Here is an 18,445-nt window from a genome sequence, read left to right as displayed (position 1 = left end):
TCTCAGGGTCTGTTTTTCCCGGAAATATGTGTCTTCAGCAGCATATGGCTACGCGGCGCGCCTCGCGCCACCCTCCATCCATCGCCGCGGATCGACGGCATATCCAGGCTTCCGGTCCAGCGAAGCGCAGAGATCGGCAAGCGCGTCGAGATTGTGCACGGCACGGAATTCATCGACATGCGGCAGCATCGCCCTGACGCCGCGGGCGCGCGCCTGGAAACCGTCGAAGCGCAGCAAGGGGTTCAGCCAGATCAGCCGCCGGCAGGATTTGTGCAGACGCTCCATTTCCTCCGACAGGCCGTCGACCTCGTCTCGCTCCAGCCCGTCGGTGATCAAAAGCACCACCGCGCCCTGTCCTAGCACGCGCCGCGACCATATCAGGTTGAACTCGGCCAGCGTGTCGCCGATGCGCGTGCCGCCCGACCAGTCCTTGACCGCGGTGGAACAGTCGGCCAGGGCGGCGTCGGGATCGCGATGGCGCATCTGTCGGCTCAGATTGGTGAGCCTGGTGCCGAAAACGAAAGTGTGCACGCGCCGGCGCTTTTCCGTCAGAGCATGCAGGAAATGCAGGAAGATGCGCGTGTACTGGCTCATCGAACCGGAAATGTCGGCAAGCACGACCAACGGCGGATACACTTCGCGGAGCGAGCGGAATTTCGGCAGGATCAGTTCGCCCCCAGTGCGTGCGGCCGAGCGCATCATGGCACGCGGATCGATGCGGCGACCGTGCGAATCGGCCTTGAAACGGCGCGTCCGCACCATATCGAAGGGCAACCGCAGTTCGGCGATCGCTTTCCTGGCGTCGGCCATCTCGGCGGCATTCATCTGAGCGAAATCCTTGGCCCTCAGCACCTCGTTGCCGGAGAAAGTAAAGCGCGCGTCGACCTCGATCTCGGGGATTTCCTGCGCCGGCTGGTTCCTGCTGTGGCCTGCGAACATGGCCTGGCTGACACGGCTTTCGGCCGCGCGTGGCTTCTGCTTCTCCCTGGTATCGGGCGCCACCGGCGAAAGCATCGCCAGCATCTTTTCGATCAGCTCACGCGACTTCCAGAATAGCCGGAAGGCCTCGTCAAAGATGGCATGGTCCTCATGCCGCGACACCAGCACGGCATGCAGCGTCCAGTAGAAATCGTCGCGCGCGCCGATGCCGGTGGCAAGTACCGCCTCGATGGCATCCTTGACCGAGGCCGGACCGACGCGCATGCCTGATTTGCGCAAGACACGGGCGAAATAGACGATGTTGTCGGCGATGTGACCGTCGACAGTCGCCTCCCTGGGTTCCGCGCGAGGCATGGCCATGAGCCCTACTCCGCCGCCGAAAGCTCGGCCTTCACCTCGTCGAGGATACGCCGGCCTTCGCCCTCGCCGATGCGGGCAATGTCGTCCTGGTATTTCAGCAGCACGCCGATCGTGTCGGAGACGGTTTCCGGGTCGAGCGCGACCTTGTCGAGTTCGGTCAACGCGCCGGCCCAGTCGATGGTCTCGGCAACGCCCGGCATCTTGAACAATTCGATCTGGCGGAGCTTCTGAATGAAGGAGACCACCTCGGCCGAAAGCCGGCTGTTCGCCTGCGGCACCTTGCGGCGCACGATCTCCAACTCCCGCTCGGCGCTGGGATAATCGACCCAGTGATAGAGGCAGCGCCGCTTCAGCGCGTCATGGATTTCGCGGGTGCGGTTGGTGGTGATGATGACGATCGGCGGCTCCTCCGCCCTGATCGTGCCGAGTTCGGGCACCGTCACCTGGAAATCGGAAAGGATCTCGAGCAGGAACGCCTCGAACGCCTCGTCGGTACGGTCGAGCTCGTCAATCAGGAAAACCGGGGCGGCGCCGGCCTTGCCGGTCAGCGCATCGAGCACCGGACGGCGTATCAGGTATTTTTCCGAGAAAACGTTGCGCTCCATGTCGGAGCGGTCGACCTTGCCGGCCGCCTCCTCCATGCGGATCTCGATCATCTGCGCGGCATAGTTCCACTCATAGACGGCGGACGAGACGTCGAGACCTTCATAGCATTGCAGACGGATCAGCCGGCGGCCGAGCGCCTCGGCCAGCACCTTGGCGATCTCGGTTTTGCCGACGCCGGCCTCGCCCTCGAGGAACAGCGGCCGCTTCATGCGCAGCGACAGGAAAAGCACGGTGGCCAACGACCGGTCCGCCACATAGTCCGCGCCGGTCAGGAGATCGAGCGTCTCGTCGATCGTCCGCGGCACGGGGCGCGGTTTTAGCTCGGTCATTCCTTCTCCGTGGACGCCTCTGCCCCGCTTTCCAGAACGTGGTAGCCGCGGGCGTGATAGATCAGCGGCCGTAAATTATCGCCCATGCGCAGGCCTGTCACCTTGCCAAAAAGCACACGATGGGTGGCCAGGTCCTTGGTGTCGATCAGTTCGCAGTCGAATACGGCGAGCGCGCCCTTCAAGGTCGGCGCGCCGGTGGAGATCACATCCCACTCGCCGAGCGCGAAACGTTCCTCGACCGGCAGGCCGGTGATGCCGGAAAAGCCGATCGACAGCGGCTCCTGGTGCGAGGCAAGCGTGTTCAAGGCAAACCTGCCGTTTTTCACGAACGGCTCGTTCTTGGGATTTTCACGGTTCAGGCAGACCAAAATGGTCGGCGGCGTATCGGAAACCGAACAGGCGGCGATGACTGTCGCGCCACGCTTGCCGGCCGGCCCGTCGGTGGTCACCACATGGACGTGACCGGCAAAATGGCTCATCGCGTCGCGATAGGCCTGCGGTCCTATGTCGTTCTTCTTCAACACCGGAGATTTTCCATAGCCTGAACCCTACCGCTATATATGGCTAGATATGACATGCCACAAGCGAAGTGCTTGGCCCATATCCCGAAATTCGCGTGTTGCGCCAAGACCGGGCAGCCTTTAGGTCTTGGCGGGAGTGGCGCCGGGACCATCCGGGCTCGCTTGGAGGAAGTCTTCGACAGGATGCGACCCGGGGCAACGATATCTGCCGCGCTGGCCTGGCTGCTGCTGACCGGCGCCGCCAACGCCCAGACGCTGCTCGTCGGTGTTGCCGCGCCGCTCTCCGGACCTTCGGCGATCCTTGGCAGGCAGATCGAAGCCGGCGCCGAAGTGGCGGCCCAGGCGAACGGCATCGAGCTCAAGACCATCGACGATGCCTGCACGGCCGATGGGGGTGCCGCGGCAGCCCGGGAATTCGCGACCGCCAAGGTCAATGTCGTCGTGGGATTTCTCTGTACGGAAGCGATCGAGGCGGCGATGCCGATCTTGAAGGACGCAGGCATCGCCGTCATCACCGTTGGCGTGCGAACCGAAAGCCTGACTGACCGTCGTCCCAAGACCGGCTGGCCGGTCTACCGGCTCGGACCGAGGGGCGACGACGAGCGCTATGCCGTCGCCACCACCCTTACCCGGCTTTGGCAGAACGAACTGTTCGCCGTCATCGATGACGGCACCATCTACGGACGTGAGATCGCCGAGACGTTGCGGGCGGCGGCCGAACAGGCGGCGCTGAAGCCGGTGTTCGTCGATACGTTCCGGCCGCAGCTCGACAACCAGATCGGTCTGATTGGCCGGCTGAAGAAGGCCGGCGCAACCCATGTCTTTGCCGGTGGCGATGGCGACGACATCGCCATCATGGGTCGCGACGCCGCGCAACTCGACGCCGGCATCGTATTCGCCGGCGGCGAGAACCTGCGCACGCCGCCCGGAGCGGTGCCCTACGCCACGGGAACGCTGATGATCGCTCCCCCGGAATGGGCCGATGTCGCCAATCCCAAGGTGCTCGAGGTGTTTGCCTCGCAGAAGATCGTGCCGGACGGCTACACGCTGCCGGCCTATGCGGCGGTAGAAACCGCCAAGGCGGCGATGGCGGAAGCCGCAAGCTCCGGCAGGCCGCTTGCGGAAGCGCTCATCGGGCATGATTTCACCACGGCGATCGGGCCGGTGCGCTTTGATGCGAAGGGCGACCTCAGCCGGAATCCGTACCGCGTCTTCCGGTTCGATGGCGCCCGCTTCGTACCGTTGGAAAGCAACTGATGTTTCGCACCGGCCCGCGCAACCTGATCACCGATGTCGCCGGTCTCAGCGTCGGCAATGCCTCCGATGCCCGACTGAAATCCGGCGTGACGACGGTCCTTTGCGACGAACCGGCCGTAGCCGGCGTCCAGATCCTGGGCGGTGCGCCGGGCACGCGCGAGACGGACCTGCTCGAACCCCACAATTCGGTTGAGACGGTCCATGCCGTGGTGCTGTCGGGCGGGTCGGCTTTCGGCCTCGACGCAGCGTCCGGCGTACAGGCAGCACTGCGCGAGCGTGGCATCGGCTTCGAGGTCGGCGGCTTTCGCGTGCCGATCGTGCCGGCGGCGATCCTGTTCGACCTGCGCAATGGCGGCGACAAGGACTGGGGCCGCTATCCGCCATACCGCGACCTCGGCTACGAGACGGTGCAGGCCGCCGGTTCGGATTTCCAGATCGGCACGACCGGCGCCGGCACCGGCGCGCTGACCTCCGGTCTCAAGGGCGGGCTTGGCTCGGCTTCGACGCTGCTTGACAATGGCGTCACCATCGGCGCGCTGGCGGCGGTCAATCCGATCGGCTCGGTGACCATCAGCCGAAGCCGCCATTTCTGGGCGGCTCCGTTCGAGATCGGCGATGAATTCGGCGGGCTTGGCTGTCCCTCGCCGATGCCCGACGACGCCAAAAGCATCCTCCTGAAGTTTCGCGAGGCGTTCACGGGGAAGGCGGGCACGGGCGGCAACACCACTATAGCCGTCATCGCCACCGACGCCGTTCTCACCAAGGCCGCCGCAAAGCGCCTGGCCATGTCGGCGCATGACGGTTTCGTGCGGGCCATATGGCCGACGCACACGCCGGCCGATGGCGATCTGGTCTTCGCGCTGGCGACCGGCAGGAGCGGTATCCGGCTCGAAGCCGACGCGGCAATCGACCTTTATGCCGCGGCAGGCGCCACCATGGCGCGCGCCATCACGCGCGGCGTTTTCGCCGCAACGCCCGCCGAGGGCGATCTGTTTCCGGTCTGGTCTTCGCGCTGACTTATACGCGATCAGGTGGGGTCGGACTTTTCCTCCTCGAAAGTGACCGCAACGTCGGAATTCGCCGACAGCCAGACCTTCTTTCCCTCGACCTCCGCAACAAGGCTCAGGGGAATGAAATGATGGTGCCCCTTATGCGTGCCCATGCCGCTGTCGGACTTGGTCAGCTTGATCCGCTGCCCCTCGACTTTGTCGACCGTGCCGACATGAACGCCATCGGCACCGATCACTTCCATATGCTCACGAATTTTGCTGGTGTCGGTCATGGTGGTTCTCCATTGGGACTGCCGACAATAACAGACGAGGCCGCGATTGGATGCATGGCGCTTGCTTTATCGGGCAGCGCGACGCCGGCGTCTTGCCGTGATAGGGAATGGCGATATCGTTGGCCCGGCGGAAAACCTCATGCAAAACCTTCTTCTGTTTGCCGTTTGCCTGCTTGCGCAGTTTTGCGCAGTCGTCGCCGCCCGGGCCGGGGATGTCGCCGAGCTTGAAATCCTGGGCTTCACCAAGGACGGCGGCATCTTCGCGTTCGAAGAATATGGCGTGCAGGATGGATCGGGATTTCCCTACGCCAATCGCTATTATATCGACACCAGCAACGACAGCTTTCTCCAGGGAACGCCTATTCGCGTCCGGCTCGACGACGAGAACGCCACGTTGACGGCGGCTCGTATTCAGGCCCGCGAGAAGGGCGAAGCGGTCGTCAGCCAGGCGGAGTTGGCCGCGAACAAGGGCATCACCGCAGGCTTCAACCCGGTAACGGAGATGTCCGCCGACCCGCATCGGATGGCGGTCAATCCGCGTCCGATCTTCTCGCCAGTCGACCAGCCGCTCGAGTTCCGGCTGGACGAGATCGGCATGAACGAGACTAAGGGCTGCGAGAGCCAGGGTGAGATCAATGGCTTTCGGCTGCTGCGCGTCGAGGCGCAAGCCGGCGGTACGACGAAGCTGTTGCACGAGGACAAATCGATCCCCAAGAGCCGGGGTTGCCCGAACGGCTACCGCATCGGAGCCGTGCAGACATTTTCGATGGACAATCCCAGCGCCTATGCGGTGCTGATCGCGGTGCGCCAATATGGCTTCGAAGGCCCGGACTATCGCTGGATCGCGGTGACCGGCCGCCTGTGACACCGCTCGTCCACCCCGCCAGGCGTCATCGCGCCCTGGGCCGCCTCCGCGGCGCCATACCAACGCCGGGCACGGCGCTGCTCGGCGCGCTGCTTTGGGCCGCCACGATGGGCGCCAGCGCGCTCCTCAACCTGTTGCTGGAAAGTTGGGTGACGCCAGATAAAATCCGCACCGTGACGCTGCTGTTTGCAGGCGGCGGCGCTCTGGCCTTTCCTGTTGGCCTGTTCGCGGCACGGCTGGTCTCGCGCGGAAGGAGCTGGGAAGTCGCCTTCGCGGCGGCATTCGTGGGTCTCGCCGCCGCGACGATCGGCCTGACCGCCGGGCTGTATGCCTTGCAATACCGGTCCTACTATGCCGCATGGCATGCACCCACCTTCACCCTCACCTGGGGGCTTCAGTTCGTCTTCACGATGGCGGTGGCGCTCTACCAGTTCGTGGTGCTGGGCATCAGGCTCTATTTCCCGATCGGGTTCCTCGCCTTGTTTGCCGCCAGCCTCTGGTTTGCGCGGCGGCGGCGTTGAGCATTTTGTCCGCCTCTGTTAGGACGCGGGCAAATTTCTCGACACGTCAGGACTGACCGATGATCCCTCGCTACTCCCGGCCGGAAATGGTGGCCATATGGTCGCCCGAAACCCGGTTCCGCATCTGGTTCGAGATCGAGGCTCATGCCTGCGACGCGCTGGCCGAACTCGGCGTCATCCCGAAACAGGCGGCGAGGACCATCTGGGAAAAAGGCAATGCCGCGAAGTTCGACGTCGATGCGATCGACGAGATCGAGCGCGTCACCAAGCACGACGTCATCGCTTTTCTCACCCATCTCGCCGAATTCGTCGGACCCGACGCCCGCTTCATCCATCAGGGCATGACATCCTCGGACGTTCTCGACACGTGTTTCGCGGTGCAGCTCACGCGTGCCAGCGACATGCTGCTGGCCGACATCGACGCGCTGCTTGCGGCGCTGAAGCGCCGCGCCTTCGAGCACAAGGATACCGTCACCATCGGCCGCAGCCACGGCATCCATGCCGAGCCGACCACTTTCGGCGTCAAGCTGGCGCAAGCCTATGCCGAATTTTCGCGCTGCCGCGAGCGGCTCGTGCATGCTCGCGAGGACATAGCCACCTGCGCCATTTCGGGAGCGGTCGGCACCTTCGCCAATATCGAGCCTTATGTCGAAGAGCATGTCGCGGCAAAGCTCGGGTTGAAGCCGGAGCCGGTATCGACGCAGGTGATCCCGCGCGACCGCCATGCCATGTTCTTTGCCACGCTCGGCGTCATCGCATCGTCGGTGGAGCGGCTGGCGATCGAGATCCGGCATCTGCAGCGCACCGAGGTGCTGGAAGCCGAAGAGTATTTTTCGCCTGGCCAGAAAGGTTCGTCGGCGATGCCGCACAAGCGCAACCCGGTGTTGACCGAGAACCTAACCGGCCTTGCCCGCATGGTGCGCTCCTTCGCGCTGCCGGCGATGGAGAATGTGGCGCTCTGGCACGAGCGCGACATTTCGCATTCCTCCGTCGAGCGCATGATCGGGCCGGATGCGACGGTGACGCTGGATTTCGCGCTGGCGCGGCTGACCAGCGTCATCGACAAACTGCTCGTCTATCCCGACAACATGCTGAAGAACATGAACAAGTTCCGCGGCCTGGTGCATTCACAGCGCGTGCTGCTGGCATTGACGCAAGCCGGCGTCTCCCGTGAGGATGCCTACCGGCTGGTGCAGCGCAATGCCATGAAGGTGTGGGAGCAAGGCGCTGATTTTCTTGAAGAACTACTGGCCGACAAGGACGTCACCGCCGTCTTGCCGGAAGCCGAGATCCGCGAGAAATTCGACCTGGGCTACCACACCAAGCATGTCGACACGATCTTTCGGCGGGTGTTCGGAGAGGCGTGAGGGGCTTTCCTTCTCCCCGTCGCTATACGAGGAGAAGGTACCGCAGGACGTAACTGCCGATCACGCTTTGCCGGGAATGGTCCTGATCACCGTGCCCCACGGATCTTCGCGGGTCGTTTCACTGGCCACGTTGTCGGACCGCATCTCGACCCAGGCAAGGCCCGACCGGGCCGGGTCGCGGCGGCCGGCGCCGGCGCTCTGCCACGCATTGGCGCCTATATGATGATGGTAGTGGCCTGACGACAGGAACACAGCCTGGCCGCCATACTTCGCCACCGTGTCGAAGCCGAATTCCTGGTTCCACCAGGCTTCCGCCTCTTCCGGCCGGCCGACGCGCAGGTGGACGTGGCCGACAATGCTGTTTTCAGGCGCTCCCTGCCAGCCCGCATCGCCCGCCGGCAGTTCGGCGACGACCGAAGGAATGTTCAGCCGTTCGGTCGCCATCGCGATCTTGTCGCCGTTCCACGTCCAGTCCTGCGGACGGCGATCGGCATAGATCTCGATCCCATTGCCCTCGGGATCGGTGAGGTACAGCGCTTCGCTGACCAGATGGTCCGAAGCGCCCTCTATGGCGATCTTGTCTGATATGGCGTGGTTGATCCAGCGGCCGAGATCGGCACGGCTGGGCAGCAGGAAAGCCGTGTGGAACAGGCCGGCGCTGCGCGGATCGTCAGGCTTGGCCGAGGCGTCCGGCTCCAGCACCAACAGCGGACGGTTGGCGGCGCCCAGGGTGATCGCGCCATCGGCGCGGCTCAATTCCTGCAAGCCGACAACAGCGCGATAGTAGGCCGCTAGGCTTTCGGCGTCGCGCGCCTTCAACCCGACCCGGGCAACGCTCACCGGCGTGGTGGCGGCAAAGGGCAGTTCGCTCATGATTGTCTCCGTTGCGGCGACGCTTTGGCATAAACCCCGAGGTCAGGAGCCCGGCGCCGGCGATCATTGTACATCGTGTCAGCACCAAATGCGGTCCTTCACGGCTGTTTCTTTCCAGAGGACAAATCGGCGATCGTGATCGTTCACACAAGACAGCGAAAAGCGAACATGGTGTTCACCATTGCAAGCAGGAGCGCGTCCATCGACGGTTGCATGAGGCAATCACGCTCGCTATCTCAGCGCCATGAAAGTCAAAGACGCAGATATTCTCATCATCCCGGGCTACACTAACTCCGGACCCGAGCACTGGCAGACCCGCTGGCAGTCAAAGCTGTCGACCGCGCGGCGCGTCGAGCAGGCGGAATGGTCGAAGCCCGTGCGCGATGACTGGACGGCGAGCGTGGCAAAAGCGGTCAATGAAGCCGAGAAGCCCGTCGTCCTCGTCGCGCATTCCCTTGGCGTTGCCGCGGCGGTGCAAGCCGTCCCGCAGTTTCGCAAGCCGGTCGCCGGCGCATTCTTCGTGGCGCCGCCCGATGTCGCCAATCCGGAGGTACGGCCAAGGCACCTGATGACGTTCGGCCCCTACTCGCGCGAGCCGTTGCCCTTCCCGTCCATGGTGATTGCCAGCCGCAACGATCCGTTCTGCGCCTTCCACGTCGCCGAGGACATTGCCGGCGCCTGGGGATCTCTGTTCATCGATGCCGGTGAAGCCGGTCACCTCAACACCGATTCAGGCTTCGGCCCATGGCCCGAAGGTTCGATGACCTTCGCCAAATTTCTCACCGAACTGAAGGCCTGACGACCCCGACCGGATCGCGGCTCTCAGCCGCCGATCGAATCCTTGATGCCTTTCAACAGCGTCTTCGCCCCTAGTGAAATCAGCGCGTGCTCGGACCCTGTGGCCAGCAGGCGGTAGCCCATCGCCACGACGCGGCCCGCGATGGCCGGTTCGATGACGTAGATCGCCGCATGCTTGCCGGCCTTGCGGGTACGCTCGGCGATCGAACCCACCGTTTCCATCATGCTTTCGAGCGTCGAATCGACGGTCGCGCCGTTCGACCAGGCAATGGAGAAGTCCGATGGCCCCAGGAAAATGCCGTCGATACCGGGTGTATCGAGGATGCCGTCCAGTGCATCGAGCGCCGCCCGCGTCTCGACCATGGCGAAGGCCATGGTGCGCTGGTCGCTGTCGCGCAGCCATTCGGTATGATCACCCTTGCCATGGCGTGGGAAGGCATAGGTGGGGCCCCAGGAGCGCTCGCCCACCGGCGGGTATTTCATCGCCGCAGCGAACAGTTTTGCATCCGCCACCGAGTTGACCATCGGCGCGATCACCGCCTCGGCGCCGAAATCGAGCGCCCGGCTGGCCATGTCGAAACGGCCGACGGGAATACGCACCAATGCCGGCTTGCCGGTGGCAAGCACGGGCGCCAGGCCGCGCAACACGCTGTCTTCATGATGGCCGCCATGCTGCATGTCGAGCGTGACCGCATCGAAGCCCTGCCTGGCAAGGATTTCGACGGTCAGCGCGTCCGGCACGCCTGACCATGCGGTGACCAGCGTTTCATCGGCCGCAAGGCGGGATTTCAGGGACATCGGCTCTTTCCTCGCTAAGGATCGCAGTTTCAGCCGGAAACGACGGGAAACGCAAAGAAAAACCGCCCGGCTGGGCCGGGCGGTCGATTGGTCCAGTCATTCTTTTGCCGCAGGTTCCGTCGCAAAATTGTGGGACATTTTTGCGGAACCTGCTTCGGCCGGATCAGGTGTTCTTGATCTGCTCGATGGCCTGCGCCATCAATTCGTCCATGGTGCGGCGGATCTGATGGTCCGACTGGCTGACGCCGGCAGCGTCGAAATCCTTGCGGATCTTGCGGAAGACGTCGTGATCGCCGGCTTCCTCGATATCGGAAACAACCACTTCCTTGGCGTAGGCATCGGCCTCGGCGCCGGATTTCCCGAGCTTTTCCGCGGCCCACAGGCCGAGAGCCTTGTTGCGGCGCGCCGACGCCTTGAACCGAAGCTCCTCGTCGAACACGAATTTGCGCTCAAAACCCTCTTCGCGATCCTTCATGTTGCTCATGGCGTCCCTCCGATGGAAATCGATTCGCTGGCATTGATGAATATGTGATGGCGAAGCACAAACCAAAAGGCTGGCGGCCGGTCAATACGCTTCGTGGCTTGCTGCGCTGCGGCATTTCGGTCCCGAAAGCAGTTGATTGAAAGGATTTGCCGATTGAGCAAACAAGGCGATTACGATAGACACCGGCATTGAACGCCACCGTCGCCACACTAATTTAGGCAGACGGACAGGAACTGGTCGCTTGCCGCCTGCCCGCAAATCCAGAGAAAAATCAAATGAAAAATCGCCGCCGCATTTATGAAGGCAAGGCCAAGATACTTTATGAAGGCCCTGAGCCCGGGACGCTGATCCAGTTCTTCAAGGATGACGCAACCGCGTTCAACAAGAAAAAACACGAAGTCGTCGATGGCAAGGGCGTGCTTAACAATCGCATTTCCGAGCACATCTTCAATCATCTCAACCGGATGGGCATTCCGACCCACTTCATCCGCCGGCTCAACATGCGCGAGCAGCTGATCAAGGAGGTCGAGATCATCCCGCTCGAAGTGGTGGTGCGCAATGTCGCCGCCGGTTCGCTGTCCAAGCGCCTTGGCATCGAGGAAGGCACGGTCCTGCCCCGCTCGATCATCGAATTCTATTACAAGGCCGATGCGCTCGACGACCCGATGGTCTCTGAAGAGCACATCACTGCCTTCGGCTGGGCGAGCCCGCAGGAAATCGACGACGTCATGGCGCTGGCCATTCGCGTCAACGACTTCCTGTCCGGCCTGTTCATGGGCGTCGGCATCCAGCTCGTCGATTTCAAGATCGAATGCGGACGCCTGTTCGAGGGCGACATGATGCGCATCGTCGTAGCCGACGAGATCTCGCCCGATTCCTGCCGGCTGTGGGACGTGGCGACGCAGGACAAGCTCGACAAGGACCGTTTCCGCCGCGACATGGGCGGCCTCGTGGAGGCCTACCAGGAAGTCGCCCGCCGTCTCGGTATCATGAACGAGAACGAGCCGCCGCGTCCAACCGGACCGGTGCTCGTCGCGTCGAGCGAGCCGCCGAAGGGCATGAAGCACTAATTGCCAGCAACGGGCTTGCCGGAAACGGCAGGTCCGGCGCAGACCGATACCGATCATTCAGGAGCATCGATGAAAGCCCGTATCACCGTAACCCTCAAAAACGGCGTGCTGGACCCGCAAGGCAAGGCGATCGAGCATGCGCTGTCGGGGCTAGGTTTTGACGGTATCGGCTCGGTGCGGCAAGGCAAGGTGTTCGACGTCGAGCTCGCCGGGACCGACAAGGCCAAGGCCGAGGCCGATCTCAGGGCCATGTGCGACAGACTGCTGGCGAACACGGTGATTGAGAACTATAGTGTGACGCTTACCTGAGGTTGTGCCGGAGGTACGGATGCCCCAACTTGCCGAAACCAGAGGCCTTACGAACCAAAATGAAATCAGCCGTCGTCCTCCTGCCTGGCCTTAACCGCGACCGCGATATGATCGCGGCGCTGACCAAGATTTCCGGTAAGGCGCCAGCCACGGTCTGGCAGACCGACACCGAAATCCCGGATGTCGACCTGATCGCCATTCCCGGCGGCTTCTCCTTCGGCGACTACCTGCGCTGCGGCGCGATCGCGGCGCGCATGCCGGTGATGCGGGCGGTTGCTGAAAAGGCGGCCAAGGGCGTCATGGTCATCGGCGTCTGCAATGGTTTCCAGATCCTGGTCGAGGCCGGCCTGCTGCCGGGAGCGCTCATGCGCAACTCCTCGCTCAAATTCGTCTGCCGGCAGGTGAAGCTCGAGATCGCCAACGCCAACACCATGTTCACCCGCCGCTACCAGCCGGGCCAGATCATCCGTTCGCCGGTGGCGCATCACGACGGCAACTACTTCGCCGATGCCGAGACGCTTGCACGCCTGGAAGGCGAAGGCCAGGTGGTGTTCCGCTATGCGGACGGCACCAATCCCAACGGCTCGATCAACGACATCGCCGGCATCATCAGCAGCCGGGGCAATGTGCTGGGCCTGATGCCTCATCCCGAGAACCTGATCGAAGCGGCACATGGCGGCAATGACGGGCGGGCGTTGTTCGAAGGCGCGCTCGGCATCGCCGCCTGATATCTTCCGAAATTCTTTCAGAACCTGGGGGCGGCCTGACGATGAGACTGACGATTACTCGCTTTGCTCTCCTGGCTGCCGCCGGCCTTGCGCTGGCATCCTGCCAGTCGGGTCCGAAGAGCGCTCCGCCGCCTTCCGGCAAGAGCGCGGCGCTGCTGGCCATGGAACAGGTGGCGATCTCCGCCCATAAATGCTGGATCGCCAGCAAGGACCCGGCCTTCAAATCCTACCAGATGGCCAATGAGCTGAATTCGTTCAGCGGCACGCCGCGCTTCCTGCTGGTGCCGGCCAAGCATTATGGCGGCAAGCCGCTGCTGGTGGTGCAGGCGCAAGGCAATTCGAGCCGTGTAGACGTGTTCGGTCCGCTGATGGCCGAGCCGCTCGGCGCGCGCATCGGCTCCGACATCGCCCGCTGGCAGGCCGGCAATCCGGCCTGCGCCGCCGCCGCGTAAGATCGGCCGGCTGCTGCAGGTCGCGGGTCTGGTCGCAGGGCTGGCCGGTCTTTTCCTGCAGTTCTCGATCACCGTTCCGGCCTCGATGGAAGCCGGCCGCGGCCTGATCGGTTCGGTCGTCTTCTACTTCAGCTTCTTTACCATCCTGACCAATATCGGTGCGGTGCTCGTCCATGCGTCGCTGCTGTCGCCCGCCGGCCATGCCTGGTTTCCGGCCTTTGCCGGAGCGCGGATGCGGGCAGGCGTCACCGTCGCCATCACCGTGGTCTTCATGGTCTACGCCACCGTGCTGGCACGCCTCTGGCAGCCGCAGGGCCTGTTCCTGCTGTGCGACGTGCTGCTGCACTATGTGACGCCTGCACTGTTCGTGCTGTGGTGGCTGGCCGCCGGTGCCGACGGCAAGACGCGATGGCAAGACGTTTCCTGGTGGATGCTTTATCCGCTCGCCTATCTGGCCTATGCGCTGGCGCGGGCGTCCATAACAGGCGAAGTGCCCTACCCGTTCCTCGATGCCGCCAGGAACGGCATCGCCAGCGTCGCCATCGCCTCGCTGGCCATCACCGCCCTTTTCCTGGCGCTATGCGTTGGCGCCGTGCTTGCGGACCGCGGCCTGTCGCGGATCAGGGCGCCAGTTGTGCAGCCACGCAAGCAGGATTGAACACAGCATCGCGCCTGTTCATTCCCAGAATGGCCTGATCCCTTCGCGATGGGCGTCGCAGCGGGAAATGCCGATGTCCTTCAACTGATCGTCGGTCATGTCCAGCAAGGCGAGCCGGCTGCGCCTGCGCTCCAGCAGGCCGTCGATCCAGCGCCCCAGCGATTTGACCATACGCACGATGCGGCTGACAAAGCCGCCGCGGCCCACAGGTCGCGCGGCGAACAATCCTGCGGCTGTCTGGCTGATTGTCTCGATTGTATCCATCTTCGCTCTACCAAAGCTGCAAATTGCACTCTTTTATTCCACACAATGCATGTGAATTGACTCATCGTCCGACGCAATATACAAAATTGTCACCATGACAAATTGGCTTCCCGACCTCACCGCCAGCTCCGGCCCGCTTTATCAGCGCCTTGCTGACAGCATTGAGTCAGATATCGACCGCGGCGTGATCGACGCCGGGGCAAAGCTGCCACCGCAGCGGGATCTCGCCTATGACATCGGCGCAACCGTCGGCACGGTCGGCAGGGCCTATCAATTGTTGCGCGAGCGCGGGCTGGTCAGCGGCGAGGTCGGGCGCGGCACCTATGTCCTCGGCCGGCAGAACGCGAAGCCCGACTTCATAGCGCCGGACGCGCAAGGCACGCGCGACATCGATGCGCCGCGCGGCAAGCTGCGCTTCGACAGCACCGCGGCGCCCGATGTCGGCCAGGGCGCCATCGTCACCGAAGTGCTGTCGCGCACGGCTTCGGATCATGCGCATGAGATTTCGAGCTACACGCGGGATTTTCCCGAGCGCTGGTTCGAGGCCGGCGCCAGTTGGCTGTCGCGCAACTCGTTTCGACCGAGCGCCGATACGATCGTGCCGACGCTCGGTACCCATGCCGCTGTCATGGCGGCGATCGCCGCACTGACCACGCCCGGCGATTACGTCGCCTTCGAGCACCTGACCTATTCGCAGATTTCGCGCAGCGCCGGCCTGATCGGTCGTCGCACGGCGCTGGTGGCATCGGACCATCAGGGTCTCGACCCCGACGATTTCGAGCGCGTCTGCGCGCAAAAGCATCCGAAGATGATCTTTCTGATGCCTACGGTGCAGAATCCGACGCTGGCGATCCTGCCGGCAGCGCGACGTGAGGCAATCGCGCGGATCGCGCGTGAATACAATGTCGTCATTATCGAGGACGATCTTTACGGCGGCCTGACCGAAGATCCGACGCCAATGCTGGCCGACTATGCACCCGAGCGCACCATCGTCGCAGGCGGCCTGTCGAAATCGGTAGCGGCCGGCGTTCGCGGCGGCTGGCTTTCCTGCCCGCCTGCTTATCGCCATCGCATCCGTGTTGCCCATAAGATGATGACCGGCGGCATGCCTTTCCTGCTGGCCGAGGTGAATGCCCGGCTGGTGCTGTCGGGCCAGGCCGCGGACATACGCAAACGCGCCATCGCCGAAATCAACGCCCGCACCGCCATCGTGCGCGAGACTTTGGCCGGCTTCGAATTCAAGTCGCGGGACAATATACCCTTTGTCTGGCTGACCTTGCCCGACCCCTGGCTTTCCGGCACGTTCAAGAACGCCTGCCTCGAGCACGGCGTGCTGATCGACGACGAAGACGAGTTCAAGGCGGGCCGTTCCGAGCAGGTCTTCCACGGTGTGCGCTTCGGCATTTCGCAGCCGAGGCAGCGCAAGGACATCGCGGACGGCGTTGCGGCGATCCGGAGGCTCCTCGACGAAGGCCGCGCCGGCTACGACAGTTTTTCCTGATCCGCATCGCCTTGGAGCGCCGGCGGTTCAGGATGCCTCCAGGCAAGACCCGAGGCGCATCGGTTGAGTCCGGTCCGGTGGGACGCGCGTTCAAGGCGCCGCGGCTTTCTCCGGATTCAGCCACTTTTCGTCGGTCCATGGGTGTATCGGCCGCAAAGCTTGCGATAAGAGGAGACTCAAAATCCCAAGCTCCCACGGATAAAAACCGCCGCCCATGACCATTTCCAATTCCGTGCCGATCACGCCCGAGCTCATTGCCGCGCACGGGCTGAAGCCAGACGAATACCAGCGCATCCTCGACCTCGTCGGGCGCGAGCCGAGCTTCACCGAACTTGGCATCTTCTCGGCGATGTGGAACGAGCATTGCTCGTATAAATCCTCGAAGAAATGGCTGCGCACGCTGCCGACGACCGGCCCGCGGGTCATCCAGGGACCGGGCGAGAATGCCGGCGTGGTCGATATCGGCGACGGCGACTGCGTCGTCTTCAAGATGGAGAGCCACAACCACCCCTCCTTTATCGAGCCCTACCAAGGGGCGGCGACAGGCGTCGGCGGCATATTGCGCGACGTCTTCACCATGGGCGCGCGGCCGATCGCGGCGATGAACGCCTTGCGCTTCGGTGCTCCCGATCATCCCAAGACCAGGCACCTGGTGGCGGGAGTGGTTTCCGGCGTCGGCGGCTACGGCAATTCCTTCGGCGTGCCGACGGTCGGCGGCGAGGTCAATTTCGACGCCCGCTACAACGGCAATATCCTGGTCAACGCTTTTGCCGCGGGTCTTGCCAAGACGGACGCGATTTTCCTGTCGGAGGCCAAGGGCGTCGGCCTGCCGGTCGTCTATCTCGGCGCCAAGACCGGTCGCGACGGCGTCGGCGGCGCCACCATGGCCTCGGCCGAATTCGACGACAAGATCGACGAGAAGCGCCCGACCGTGCAGGTCGGCGATCCCTTCACCGAAAAGTGCCTGCTTGAAGCATGTCTCGAACTGATGGCGTCCGGTGCGGTCATCGCTATCCAGGACATGGGTGCTGCCGGCCTTACCTGCTCGGCGGTCGAGATGGGCGCCAAGGGGGATCTCGGCATCGAGCTCGAGCTCGACAAGGTTCCGGTGCGCGAGGAGCGCATGAGCGCCTACGAGATGATGCTGTCGGAAAGCCAGGAGCGCATGCTGATGGTGCTGCGCCCCGAAAAGGAAAAGGAGGCCGAGGCGATCTTCCACAAATGGGGGCTCGACTTCGCCATTGTCGGCAAGACGACCGACGATCTGCGCTTTCGCGTCCTACATCAGGGTGATCAGGTTGCGGACCTGCCGATCAAGGATCTCGGCGACAAGGCACCGGAATATGACCGTCCGTGGATCGAGCCGAAGAAGCCGGCGCCGCTTGCGGCCAATGACATTCCGCAGGCCGATGTCGCCGACGCACTGCTGAAGCTGCTCGGCGGCCCTGACCTGTCGTCGCGCCGCTGGGTGTGGGAACAGTACGACACGCTGATCCAGGGCAATTCGCTGCAGCTTCCCGGTGGCGATGCCGGCGTGGTGCGGGTCGAAGGCCATCCGACCAAAGCGCTGGCTTTCTCGTCGGACGTGACGCCGCGCTATTGCGAGGCCGATCCCTATGAGGGCGGCAAGCAGGCGGTGGCCGAATGCTGGCGCAATCTGACCGCCACCGGCGCGCTGCCGCTGGCCGCCACCGACAATCTCAATTTCGGCAATCCGGAACGGCCGGAGATCATGGGTCAGTTGGTCGGCGCGGTGAAGGGCATTGGCGATGCCTGCCGCGCGCTCGGCTTCCCGATCGTTTCCGGCAATGTCTCGCTCTACAACGAAACCAATGGCCAGGGCATCCTGCCGACGCCGACCATCGGCGGCGTCGGGCTGATCGCCGACTGGTCGAAGATGGTGCGGGCCGGCTTCGCTGCGCAAGGCCAGATGATCCTGCTGGTCGGCGCGCCGGCCTCATGGGGCACGCATCTCGGCCAATCGGTCTACTTGCGCGACATCCACGGCCGCAGCGACGGCCCGCCGCCGCCGGTCGACCTCGACCATGAAAAGCGTGTCGGCGACCATGTGCGCGCCCTCATCGCGTCCGGCATCGTCACCGCGGCTCACGACGTTTCCGACGGCGGCATTGCGGTCGCGCTGGCCGAGATGGCGATGGCATCAGGCATCGGCGCGACGGTCCCCGGACTGGCCGGCACCGATCCTATTCCGGTCTGGTTCGGCGAGGACCAGGGCCGCTATCTCCTGACGCTGTCAATCGATCCAGACAGTGAGGACTGGGACGCGATCCGCAAACAGCAAGGCGAACTCGGTATTTTCGCGCCCTGGATCGGCTCGACCGGCGGCAACACGCTGAAACTCGGCGAGGCACGGGCGATCCCGCTCGGCGAATTGACCGCCGCGCACGAAGGCTGGTTCCCGCGCTTCATGGATCAGGCCATTTGAGCAGAGCGTGATCCCGA

At 63.6% G+C, this 18,445-nt stretch carries 21 protein-coding genes; 13 read left to right on the top strand and 8 right to left on the bottom strand.

The features are described from left to right. Nucleotides 1–48 precede the first annotated feature (48 nt). From FJ959_RS20040 to FJ959_RS20030, 3 genes are read right to left on the bottom strand one after another with little or no spacing between them, the layout of a single operon-like run. A complete protein-coding gene (locus FJ959_RS20040; RefSeq protein ID WP_181165115.1) occupies nucleotides 49–1,299 on the bottom strand; it encodes a VWA domain-containing protein in 1,251 nt (416 codons plus the stop codon). A 5-nt stretch (nucleotides 1,300–1,304) separates the two neighbouring features. Continuing rightward, nucleotides 1,305–2,234: a MoxR family ATPase gene (locus FJ959_RS20035; protein WP_140493800.1), complete on the bottom strand. Its 930-nt coding sequence runs from the start codon at nucleotides 2,232–2,234 to the stop codon at nucleotides 1,305–1,307. Further along, the gene (locus FJ959_RS20030; RefSeq protein WP_140493802.1) at nucleotides 2,231–2,758 is read right to left on the bottom strand and encodes a flavin reductase; all 528 of its coding nucleotides are present in this window, start codon (nucleotides 2,756–2,758) and stop codon (nucleotides 2,231–2,233) included. The genes FJ959_RS20035 and FJ959_RS20030 overlap by 4 nt, the downstream gene beginning before the upstream one ends. 180 nt (nucleotides 2,759–2,938) lie before the next feature. Between FJ959_RS20030 and FJ959_RS20025 the strand changes: the two genes are divergently transcribed. Then, on the top strand, nucleotides 2,939–4,012 hold the full coding sequence (locus FJ959_RS20025; RefSeq protein ID WP_140560990.1) for a branched-chain amino acid ABC transporter substrate-binding protein: 1,074 nt from the start codon (nucleotides 2,939–2,941) through the stop codon (nucleotides 4,010–4,012). Beyond that, the gene (locus tag FJ959_RS20020; protein ID WP_140631639.1) at nucleotides 4,012–5,028 is read left to right on the top strand and encodes a P1 family peptidase; all 1,017 of its coding nucleotides are present in this window, start codon (nucleotides 4,012–4,014) and stop codon (nucleotides 5,026–5,028) included. The genes FJ959_RS20025 and FJ959_RS20020 overlap by 1 nt, the downstream gene beginning before the upstream one ends. Before the next feature lie 11 nt (nucleotides 5,029–5,039). On the opposite strand, the gene FJ959_RS20015 is transcribed toward FJ959_RS20020, so the two are convergent. After that, nucleotides 5,040–5,294 (bottom strand): DUF2171 domain-containing protein, encoded by a 255-nt coding sequence (locus tag FJ959_RS20015; protein WP_140493808.1) that lies wholly within the window; start codon nucleotides 5,292–5,294, stop codon nucleotides 5,040–5,042. A 139-nt stretch (nucleotides 5,295–5,433) separates the two neighbouring features. Between FJ959_RS20015 and FJ959_RS20010 the strand changes: the two genes are divergently transcribed. Genes FJ959_RS20010 through purB form a run of 3 tightly spaced genes read left to right on the top strand, consistent with a single transcriptional unit; the run spans nucleotide 5,434 to nucleotide 8,047 of the window. Then, the gene (locus FJ959_RS20010) at nucleotides 5,434–6,159 is read left to right on the top strand and encodes a DUF2259 domain-containing protein (RefSeq protein ID WP_140493810.1); all 726 of its coding nucleotides are present in this window, start codon (nucleotides 5,434–5,436) and stop codon (nucleotides 6,157–6,159) included. After that, entirely contained in the window at nucleotides 6,156–6,680 is a 525-nt protein-coding gene (locus FJ959_RS20005) for a hypothetical protein (protein WP_224519150.1), read from the top strand. The genes FJ959_RS20010 and FJ959_RS20005 overlap by 4 nt, the downstream gene beginning before the upstream one ends. A gap of 59 nt (nucleotides 6,681–6,739) precedes the next feature. Further along, on the top strand, nucleotides 6,740–8,047 hold the full coding sequence (gene purB, locus FJ959_RS20000; protein WP_140631638.1) for an adenylosuccinate lyase: 1,308 nt from the start codon (nucleotides 6,740–6,742) through the stop codon (nucleotides 8,045–8,047). A gap of 60 nt (nucleotides 8,048–8,107) precedes the next feature. On the opposite strand, the gene FJ959_RS19995 is transcribed toward purB, so the two are convergent. After that, nucleotides 8,108–8,920, bottom strand: a complete 813-nt coding sequence (locus FJ959_RS19995; RefSeq protein ID WP_140631636.1) for a VOC family protein — start codon at nucleotides 8,918–8,920, stop codon at nucleotides 8,108–8,110. A gap of 244 nt (nucleotides 8,921–9,164) precedes the next feature. Here FJ959_RS19995 and FJ959_RS19990 point away from each other — a divergent pair, with 244 nt between their 5' ends. Beyond that, nucleotides 9,165–9,719 (top strand): alpha/beta hydrolase, encoded by a 555-nt coding sequence (locus FJ959_RS19990; protein WP_140517696.1) that lies wholly within the window; start codon nucleotides 9,165–9,167, stop codon nucleotides 9,717–9,719. Nucleotides 9,720–9,742: 23 nt separating this feature from the next. On the opposite strand, the gene FJ959_RS19985 is transcribed toward FJ959_RS19990, so the two are convergent. Together FJ959_RS19985 and FJ959_RS19980 are read right to left on the bottom strand one after the other, a co-directional pair. Continuing rightward, nucleotides 9,743–10,516: an HpcH/HpaI aldolase/citrate lyase family protein gene (locus FJ959_RS19985; protein WP_140631634.1), complete on the bottom strand. Its 774-nt coding sequence runs from the start codon at nucleotides 10,514–10,516 to the stop codon at nucleotides 9,743–9,745. Nucleotides 10,517–10,679: 163 nt separating this feature from the next. Continuing rightward, entirely contained in the window at nucleotides 10,680–11,000 is a 321-nt protein-coding gene (locus FJ959_RS19980) for a DUF1476 domain-containing protein (RefSeq protein WP_140493820.1), read from the bottom strand. Between the two features lie 275 nt (nucleotides 11,001–11,275). Here FJ959_RS19980 and purC point away from each other — a divergent pair, with 275 nt between their 5' ends. The 5 genes from purC to FJ959_RS19955 all read left to right on the top strand — a co-directional run bounded on the left by purC (nucleotide 11,276) and on the right by FJ959_RS19955 (nucleotide 14,217). Beyond that, nucleotides 11,276–12,070, top strand: a complete 795-nt coding sequence (gene purC / locus FJ959_RS19975) for a phosphoribosylaminoimidazolesuccinocarboxamide synthase (RefSeq protein WP_127282327.1) — start codon at nucleotides 11,276–11,278, stop codon at nucleotides 12,068–12,070. Between the two features lie 69 nt (nucleotides 12,071–12,139). After that, nucleotides 12,140–12,379, top strand: a complete 240-nt coding sequence (gene purS / locus FJ959_RS19970) for a phosphoribosylformylglycinamidine synthase subunit PurS (protein WP_140625559.1) — start codon at nucleotides 12,140–12,142, stop codon at nucleotides 12,377–12,379. 59 nt (nucleotides 12,380–12,438) lie between these two features. Beyond that, nucleotides 12,439–13,107 carry a phosphoribosylformylglycinamidine synthase subunit PurQ gene (gene purQ, locus FJ959_RS19965; RefSeq protein ID WP_140564695.1) on the top strand — a complete coding sequence of 223 codons (669 nt, stop codon included), beginning with the start codon at nucleotides 12,439–12,441 and terminating at the stop codon, nucleotides 13,105–13,107. A gap of 41 nt (nucleotides 13,108–13,148) precedes the next feature. Continuing rightward, on the top strand, nucleotides 13,149–13,559 hold the full coding sequence (locus FJ959_RS19960) for a hypothetical protein (protein WP_140564697.1): 411 nt from the start codon (nucleotides 13,149–13,151) through the stop codon (nucleotides 13,557–13,559). 1 nt (nucleotide 13,560) lies between these two features. Continuing rightward, nucleotides 13,561–14,217: a Pr6Pr family membrane protein gene (locus tag FJ959_RS19955; RefSeq protein ID WP_140631633.1), complete on the top strand. Its 657-nt coding sequence runs from the start codon at nucleotides 13,561–13,563 to the stop codon at nucleotides 14,215–14,217. 18 nt (nucleotides 14,218–14,235) lie between these two features. Here the strand turns inward: FJ959_RS19955 and FJ959_RS19950 are convergent, their stop codons facing one another. Beyond that, nucleotides 14,236–14,481 carry a DUF1127 domain-containing protein gene (locus tag FJ959_RS19950; RefSeq protein WP_140522056.1) on the bottom strand — a complete coding sequence of 82 codons (246 nt, stop codon included), beginning with the start codon at nucleotides 14,479–14,481 and terminating at the stop codon, nucleotides 14,236–14,238. 94 nt (nucleotides 14,482–14,575) lie between these two features. Between FJ959_RS19950 and FJ959_RS19945 the strand changes: the two genes are divergently transcribed. Together FJ959_RS19945 and purL are read left to right on the top strand one after the other, a co-directional pair. Continuing rightward, entirely contained in the window at nucleotides 14,576–15,982 is a 1,407-nt protein-coding gene (locus FJ959_RS19945; protein ID WP_140517699.1) for a PLP-dependent aminotransferase family protein, read from the top strand. Nucleotides 15,983–16,196: 214 nt separating this feature from the next. Next, complete coding sequence (purL, locus tag FJ959_RS19940; RefSeq protein ID WP_140517700.1) at nucleotides 16,197–18,428, top strand: phosphoribosylformylglycinamidine synthase subunit PurL; 2,232 nt, start codon at nucleotides 16,197–16,199, stop codon at nucleotides 18,426–18,428. Nucleotides 18,429–18,445: the final 17 nt, after the last annotated feature.

This window comes from Mesorhizobium sp. B2-2-4 (assembly GCF_006442375.1).
Lineage (GTDB): Bacteria > Pseudomonadota > Alphaproteobacteria > Rhizobiales > Rhizobiaceae > Mesorhizobium.
The sequence above is the reverse complement of the archived record's forward strand: the minus strand, read 5'-3'. Positions and strand labels throughout refer to the sequence as shown.

Bases quoted from the DNA above. Each gene is read 5' to 3' on its own strand.
- FJ959_RS20040 (WP_181165115.1), bottom strand. From the start codon at position 1,299: ATGGCCATGCCTCGCGCGGAACCCAGGGAGGCGACTGTCGACGGTCAC.
- FJ959_RS20035 (WP_140493800.1), bottom strand. From the start codon at position 2,234: ATGACCGAGCTAAAACCGCGCCCCGTGCCGCGGACGATCGACGAGACG.
- FJ959_RS20025 (WP_140560990.1), top strand. From the start codon at position 2,939: ATGCGACCCGGGGCAACGATATCTGCCGCGCTGGCCTGGCTGCTGCTG.
- FJ959_RS20020 (WP_140631639.1), top strand. From the start codon at position 4,012: ATGTTTCGCACCGGCCCGCGCAACCTGATCACCGATGTCGCCGGTCTC.
- FJ959_RS20015 (WP_140493808.1), bottom strand. From the start codon at position 5,294: ATGACCGACACCAGCAAAATTCGTGAGCATATGGAAGTGATCGGTGCC.
- FJ959_RS20010 (WP_140493810.1), top strand. From the start codon at position 5,434: ATGCAAAACCTTCTTCTGTTTGCCGTTTGCCTGCTTGCGCAGTTTTGC.
- purB (WP_140631638.1), top strand. From the start codon at position 6,740: ATGATCCCTCGCTACTCCCGGCCGGAAATGGTGGCCATATGGTCGCCC.
- FJ959_RS19995 (WP_140631636.1), bottom strand. From the start codon at position 8,920: ATGAGCGAACTGCCCTTTGCCGCCACCACGCCGGTGAGCGTTGCCCGG.
- FJ959_RS19990 (WP_140517696.1), top strand. From the start codon at position 9,165: ATGAAAGTCAAAGACGCAGATATTCTCATCATCCCGGGCTACACTAAC.
- FJ959_RS19985 (WP_140631634.1), bottom strand. From the start codon at position 10,516: ATGTCCCTGAAATCCCGCCTTGCGGCCGATGAAACGCTGGTCACCGCA.
- FJ959_RS19980 (WP_140493820.1), bottom strand. From the start codon at position 11,000: ATGAGCAACATGAAGGATCGCGAAGAGGGTTTTGAGCGCAAATTCGTG.
- purC (WP_127282327.1), top strand. From the start codon at position 11,276: ATGAAAAATCGCCGCCGCATTTATGAAGGCAAGGCCAAGATACTTTAT.
- purS (WP_140625559.1), top strand. From the start codon at position 12,140: ATGAAAGCCCGTATCACCGTAACCCTCAAAAACGGCGTGCTGGACCCG.
- purQ (WP_140564695.1), top strand. From the start codon at position 12,439: ATGAAATCAGCCGTCGTCCTCCTGCCTGGCCTTAACCGCGACCGCGAT.
- FJ959_RS19960 (WP_140564697.1), top strand. From the start codon at position 13,149: ATGAGACTGACGATTACTCGCTTTGCTCTCCTGGCTGCCGCCGGCCTT.
- FJ959_RS19950 (WP_140522056.1), bottom strand. From the start codon at position 14,481: ATGGATACAATCGAGACAATCAGCCAGACAGCCGCAGGATTGTTCGCC.
- FJ959_RS19945 (WP_140517699.1), top strand. From the start codon at position 14,576: ATGACAAATTGGCTTCCCGACCTCACCGCCAGCTCCGGCCCGCTTTAT.
- purL (WP_140517700.1), top strand. From the start codon at position 16,197: ATGACCATTTCCAATTCCGTGCCGATCACGCCCGAGCTCATTGCCGCG.